The organism is Cellulomonas sp. IC4_254, assembly GCF_011603975.1.
Taxonomy (GTDB): domain Bacteria; phylum Actinomycetota; class Actinomycetes; order Actinomycetales; family Cellulomonadaceae; genus Cellulomonas.
In genome coordinates, this window is sequence record NZ_JAANNB010000003.1 from 48189 (window position 1) to 54593 (window position 6405).

Consider the following 6405-nt stretch of genomic DNA (forward strand, 5'->3'; position numbering starts at 1 on the left):
TCCCGCGCTGACGTGCGCATCGTCCTGGGCGTCGCCGGCGGCATCGCCGCGTACAAGGCCGCCCACGTGCTCCGGTCGTTCACCGAGGCGGGTCACGACGTCCGCGTCGTGCCCACCCGGGCGGCCCTGGAGTTCGTGGGACGCGCCACCTGGGAGGCCCTGTCCGGGCACCCGGTGACGTCCGAGGTCTTCGAGGACGTGCCCGAGGTCGCCCACGTGCGCCTCGGGCGCCAGGCCGACCTGGTCGTCGTCGCGCCCGCCACCGCGGACCTGCTGGCCCGCGCGGCCTCGGGGCGCGCCGACGACCTGCTCGCGGCCACGCTGCTCACCGCGACCTGCCCGGTCCTCATGGCCCCGGCGATGCACACCGAGATGTGGCAGCACCCGGCGACCCGCGCCAACGTCGCGACGCTGCGCGAGCGCGGGGTGCACGTGCTCGACCCCGACTCCGGGCGCCTCACCGGCGCCGACAGCGGGCCGGGCCGGCTGCCCGAGCCGGACGCCATCGCCGCGGCCGCCCTCGCGCTGGTGGACCCCGAGGGCAAGCCCCGCCCGCAGGACCTCGCCGGGCGCACCGTCGTCGTGTCGGCGGGCGGCACCCGCGAGCCGCTCGACCCCGTGCGGTTCCTCGGCAACCGGTCCTCGGGCAAGCAGGGCGTCGCCCTCGCCCGCACCGCCCAGGCGCGCGGCGCCCGGGTGACGCTCGTCGCCGCCAACCTCACGGTGCGGCCCCCGGCCGGCGTGCGGGTCGTCGAGGTGGAGACGACCGCCGAGCTGCAGGACGCCGTGCGCACCGCGGCCGCGGACGCCGACGTCGTCGTCATGGCCGCGGCCGTCGCCGACTTCCGGCCCGCGACGGGGTCCGCGCACAAGATCAAGAAGCAGGCCGACGGCACGGTGCCGCCGCTCGAGCTCGTGCAGAACCCGGACGTGCTCGCCGGGCTCGTCGCCGACCCGCCTCGCCGCGACGGCCGGCGCCAGGTGGTCGTCGGGTTCGCCGCCGAGACGGGCGACGACACCGGCGGCGTGCTGGACCACGGGCGGGCCAAGGCGCGCCGCAAGGGCGCGGACCTGCTGGCCGTCAACGCGGTCGGCGGCGGCCGCGGCTTCGGCGCGGAGCACAACGCCGTCACGGTCCTCGACGCGCGCGGCGAGGTCGTCGCCACCGCCGAGGGCAGCAAGGACGCGGTGTCCGACGGGCTCTGGGACGCCGTCGTCCGCGTGCTGCCCGCGTGACTCGTCTGTCCGTCCGCCCCGCTAGCCTGTGCCCATGACCATCGCCGACATGCGCCTCTTCACGTCCGAGTCCGTCACGGAGGGGCACCCGGACAAGGTCTGCGACCAGATCTCCGACGCGATCCTCGACGCGATCCTCGAGCAGGACCCCACCGCCCGCGTCGCCGTCGAGACGATGGTGACGACCGGCCTGGTGCACGTCGCCGGCGAGGTCACCACCACCGCGTACGTCGAGATCCCGCAGATCATCCGCCAGGTCGTCCGGGGCATCGGCTACACCTCCTCGGACATCGGCTTCGACGGCGACTCGTGCGGCGTGTCCGTCTCCATCGGCCAGCAGTCCCCGGACATCGCGCAGGGCGTCGACAAGGCGTGGGAGTCCCGCCAGGACGCGTCCGACCACGACCCGCTCGACCTGCAGGGCGCGGGCGACCAGGGCCTCATGTTCGGCTACGCCTCGGACGACACCGAGAGCCTGCTCCCGCTGCCGATCTGGCTGTCGCACCGCCTCGCCGAGCGCCTCGCGCTGGTCCGCAAGGAGGGCGTGGTCCCGAACCTGCGCCCCGACGGCAAGACCCAGGTCACCGTCGGCTACGACGGCGACCGCGCGGTGCGGCTCGACACCGTCGTGCTGTCCACCCAGCACGGCCCGGGCGTGCACCTGGAGACCGAGCTCGCGCCGGCGATCGCCGAGCACGTCGTGGCGCCGGTGCTCGAGTCCGCCGGCCTGGACCTCGACGTCAGCGACTACCGGCTGCTGGTGAACCCGACCGGGCAGTTCGTCGTCGGCGGCCCGCAGGGCGACGCCGGCCTCACCGGCCGCAAGATCATCGTCGACACCTACGGCGGCATGGCCCGGCACGGCGGCGGCGCCTTCTCCGGCAAGGACCCGTCGAAGGTCGACCGCTCCGCCGCGTACGCGATGCGCTGGGTCGCCAAGAACGTCGTCGCCGCGGGCCTGGCCCGCCGCTGCGAGGTCCAGGTCGCGTACGCGATCGGCAAGGCGCACCCGGTCGGCCTGTACGTCGAGACGTTCGGCACCGAGACCGTGCCGGTCGACCGGCTGACCGCCGCGATCCGCGAGGTGTTCGACCTGCGTCCGGCCGCGATCATCCGGGACCTGGACCTGCTGCGGCCGATCTACCGGCAGACGGCCGCGTACGGCCACTTCGGCCGGGCCCTGCCCGAGTTCACCTGGGAGCGGACCGACCGCGTGGACGCCCTGCGCTCCGCCCTGTCCTGAGCGGCCGCGTGGCGGACGGACCCGCGGCGGCGGGCGACCCCGTGCCGGAGCAGCCGACGCTGCTCGGGCTGGACGGGTTCGCCGCCGCGCCGTCCGGCGGCCCCGCACGCGGTGCGCGGGGGACCGCCGGGCGCGCGGCCGGGACCCGGCCGCGGCGGCGCGCCCGCGCGCGGGACGTCGACGTCGAGCCGGCCGCCGAGCTGCCCGTCGCGCGGGTGGCCGTCGAGCTCGCGCCCGCCCACCTGGACCGGCCGTTCGAGTACCTCGTGCCGGCCACGCTCGCCGACGCCGCGGCGCCCGGGACCCGGGTCAAGATCCGGTTCGGGTCGCAGGACGTCGACGGCTTCGTCCTCGACCGGGCCGCCGAGCCCGATCACGACGGCGCGCTCGTTCCGCTGCGGCGCGTGGTCTCGCCCGAGGCCGTGCTGACCCCGGAGGTCGCGCGGCTCGCGCGCGCCGTGGCCGACCGGTACGCGGGGACGCTGGCCGACGTGCTGCGCCTGGCGGTGCCGCCGCGGCACGCGCGGACCGAGGGCGAGGTGCCGCCGGCCCCCGCGGCGCCCGCCGGGTCCGCTCCGCCCGCCGACCCGGCCGCACCCGCCGACGCGCCCACGCCGGACCTCCCGGCCGACTCCCCGGCCCCCGCCTGGGCCCCGTACCGCGGCGGCCCCGCGTTCCTCGCCCACCTCGCGGCCGGCGGCTCCCCGCGCGCCGCCTGGTCCGCGCTGCCCGGCCCGGCGGGGGAGCGCTGGCCCGACGGCGTCGCCCAGGCCGCCCGGGCCACCCTGGCGAGCGGCCGCGGCGCGCTGGTCGTCGTGCCCGACGCGCGCGACGTCGACCGGGTGTGCGCCGCGCTCGTCGCCGCGGGCGTGCCCGCGTGGACGCCCGACGGCCCCGACGCCAGCCACGTCCGGCTCATGGCCGACGACGGTCCTGCGCTCCGGTACCGCGCCTTCCTCGCCGTGCTGCGCGGGCACGCGCGGGTGGTCGTCGGGACCCGCGCCGCCGCGTTCGCCCCGGTCCGGGACCTCGGCCTCGCGGTGTGCTGGGACGACGGCGACGACCTGCACGCCGAGCCGCGCGCCCCGTACCCGCACGTCCGCGAGGTGCTGGGGCTGCGCGCCGAGCTCGAGGGCTGCGGGCTGCTGCTCGCCGCGCACGCGCGGTCCACGGAGGTGCAGGCGCTGGTCGCCTCCGGCTGGGTCCGCGCGGTCGCGGCGGACCGGGACGTCGTGCGCGCCCGGACCCCGCGCGTGCGGGCGCTCACCAGCGTCGAGCTCGCCCGCGAGGGGGCCGCCGCGGCCGCGCGGCTGCCCGGCGAGGCGTGGCGGACCATCCGGGACCGGCTCGCGGACGGGCCGGTGCTCGTCCAGGTGCCCCGCGCCGGCTACCTGCCGGCCGTCGCCTGCGCGCGGTGCCGGGAGATCGCCCGCTGCACGCACTGCCACGGGCCGCTCGCGCTGACCTCCGGCGACGGATCCGCGCAGTGCCGGTGGTGCGGCCGGCTGGCCATCCAGTGGCGGTGCGAGGCGTGCGGCAACGGCACGTTCCGCTCGGTGGCCGTCGGGTCCGACCGGACCGCCGAGGAGCTCGGCCGCGCGTTCCCGGGCGTCACCGTGCGGCACTCCGGCGCGCGGTCCGGGGTGCTCGCGGAGGTGCCCGACCGGCCCGCGCTCGTCGTGTCGACCATCGGCGCGGAGCCCGTCGCCCCCGGGGGGTACGCCGCGGCCGTGCTGCTGGACGCCGCGGTGACCACCGGGTCGACGTCGCTGCGAGCGACCGAGGACGCGGTGCGCCGGTGGCTGGCCGCGGCGGCGCTGGTGCGGTCGTCTCGGGACGGCGGCGTGGTGCTCCTCGTCGGCGACGGCGCGGAGCGGCCCACCCAGGCGCTCGTGCGCTGGGACCCGGTCGGCCTCGCGGAGCGCGAGCTCGCCGAGCGCGAGGAGGTGCGGCTGCCGCCGGCGGTCCGGGTCGCCGAGCTGATCGGCACCCGGGAGGTCGTCGCCGCCGTGCTGGCCCGCGTCGAGCTGCCCGAGGGCTCCGACGTGCTCGGGCCGGTCCCGCAGCCCGAGCCGCTCGCGCCCGGCGGGACCGCGGTCCAGGAGTCGCTCGACCCGCCCGTGCGCACCCTCGTACGGGTGCCGGTCGCGCACGGCCGGGCGCTGGCGCGGTCGCTGGCCGCGTCCCTGGCCGTGCGCAGCGCCCGCCGGGAGGGCGGGACCGTGCGCGTGCGGCTCGACCCCGAGGAGATGCTGTGACCGTCGAGGCCGTCGTGTTCGACCTGGGCAACGTCCTGGTGCGCTGGGAGCCCGAGCGGGCCTTCGACGGCCTGCTCACCGAGGCGGAGGTCCAGCGGTTCCTCGCCGACGTCGACTTCCCGGCGCTGAACCTCCGGCAGGACGCCGGCCGGTCCTGGCGCGACGCCCGGGACGAGGTGGCCCGGACCCACCCCGAGCACGCCGCGACCGTCGACCTCTACGTCGAGCGGTTCGCCCGCGCGCTGCCCGGGCCGGTGCCCGGCAGCGCCGAGGTGGTCGACGACCTGCGCGCCGCGGGCGTCCGGGTCCTCGGGCTGACCAACTGGTCCGCGGAGACGTACCACCACGGCGAGACGGTCGCGCCCGTCATCGGCCGGCTGGAGGGCGTCGTGGTGTCGGGGCGGGAAGGCGTGGTGAAGCCGGACCCGCGGATCTTCGCGGTGCTCGCCGAGCGGCACCGGCTGGACCCCGCGCGGACGGTGTTCGTCGACGACAGCCCCGCGAACGTCGCCGGTGCCGCTGTGCTGGGGTACCAGGCCGTGCTGTTCACCTCGGCGGACGCGCTGCGGGCCGACCTCGTCGCGCGGGGTGCGCTGCCGGGCTGAGCCCGGGGCGGCACTAGGATCGGTGCCCATGCGCCTGCTCTTCGCCGGGACGCCCGCGGTGGCGCTGCCCGCCCTGGACGCCCTGCTCGCCTCCCGCCACGAGGTCGTCGCCGTCCTCACCCGCCCCGACGCACGCGCGGGCCGCGGCCGGACGCTGACCCCGAGCCCGGTCAAGGAGCGCGCGCTCGAGGCCGGCCTGGAGGTGCTCACCCCGGCCACGCTCCGGGACCCCGAGGCGCAGGCGCGGATCGCCGAGATCGCCCCCGACGCCGCTCCCGTCGTCGCGTACGGCAACCTCGTGCCGCCCGCGGTGCTCGACCTGCCGCGGCACGGCTGGGTCAACCTGCACTTCTCCGTGCTGCCCGCCTGGCGCGGCGCGGCGCCCGTGCAGCACGCGATCATCGCCGGCGACGAGGTCACCGGCGCCTCGACCTTCCTGCTGGAGGCGGGGCTCGACACCGGACCCGTGCTCGGCACGCTCACCGAGACGATCCGGCCGCTGGACACGTCCGGCGACCTGCTCGGCCGGCTCGCCGTCGCCGGGTCCGGCCTGCTCGTGAAGACCCTCGACGCGCTGGAGGAGGGCATCCTGACGCCCGTCCCGCAGCCGGCCGACGGCGTCAGCCTCGCGCCGCGGCTCACCACCGACGACGCGCGGGTCCGCTGGCAGCACCCGGCCATGGCGGTCGACCGCCGGGTCCGCGGCTGCACCCCGGCGCCCGGCGCCTGGACGACGCTGCCCGACGGCGCGCGACTCGGCCTGGGTCCCGTGCGGCTCGCCCCCGAGGTGACCGACCTGGCGCCCGGCGCCGTGCGCGTCGGACGCGGCGAGGTGCTCGTCGGCACCGGCACGCACGCCGTCCGGCTCGGCGAGGTGCGGCCCGCGGGCAAGCGCGCGATGGCCGCGGCGGACTGGGCGCGCGGCGCCCGGCTCGACGAGGGCACCCTGCTCGGCCGGGACGACGCGGCCGGCACCGACGCGCACCGCGAGGGGGCGGACGCGTGAGCGGCGAGGGCGGCGGCCGGGGCGGCGCCGGTCGGCGTGGCCGGGGCGGCGGTGGCC

General features: G+C 78.3%; 5 protein-coding genes. All 5 read left to right on the forward strand.

The window, feature by feature from the left end:
* Window positions 1-12 precede the first annotated feature (12 nt).
* The 5 genes from coaBC to fmt are packed head-to-tail and all read left to right on the forward strand — an operon-like array spanning window position 13 to window position 6348.
* Window positions 13-1236 (forward strand): bifunctional phosphopantothenoylcysteine decarboxylase/phosphopantothenate--cysteine ligase CoaBC, encoded by a 1224-nt coding sequence (gene coaBC / locus G6556_RS00785; protein WP_166937674.1) that lies wholly within the window; start codon window positions 13-15, stop codon window positions 1234-1236.
* Between the two features lie 34 nt (window positions 1237-1270).
* Window positions 1271-2479, forward strand: a complete 1209-nt coding sequence (metK, locus tag G6556_RS00790; RefSeq protein ID WP_166937676.1) for a methionine adenosyltransferase — start codon at window positions 1271-1273, stop codon at window positions 2477-2479.
* 8 nt (window positions 2480-2487) lie between these two features.
* Entirely contained in the window at window positions 2488-4737 is a 2250-nt protein-coding gene (locus G6556_RS00795; RefSeq protein WP_346774640.1) for a primosomal protein N', read from the forward strand.
* Window positions 4734-5342, forward strand: coding sequence for an HAD family phosphatase (locus G6556_RS00800; RefSeq protein WP_166937689.1), 609 nt, complete (start codon window positions 4734-4736; stop codon window positions 5340-5342). Before G6556_RS00795 ends, G6556_RS00800 begins: the two co-directional genes overlap by 4 nt.
* Window positions 5343-5370: 28 nt before the next feature.
* A complete protein-coding gene (gene fmt / locus G6556_RS00805; protein WP_166937691.1) occupies window positions 5371-6348 on the forward strand; it encodes a methionyl-tRNA formyltransferase in 978 nt (325 codons plus the stop codon).
* The last annotated feature ends 57 nt before the right edge of the window (window positions 6349-6405 follow it).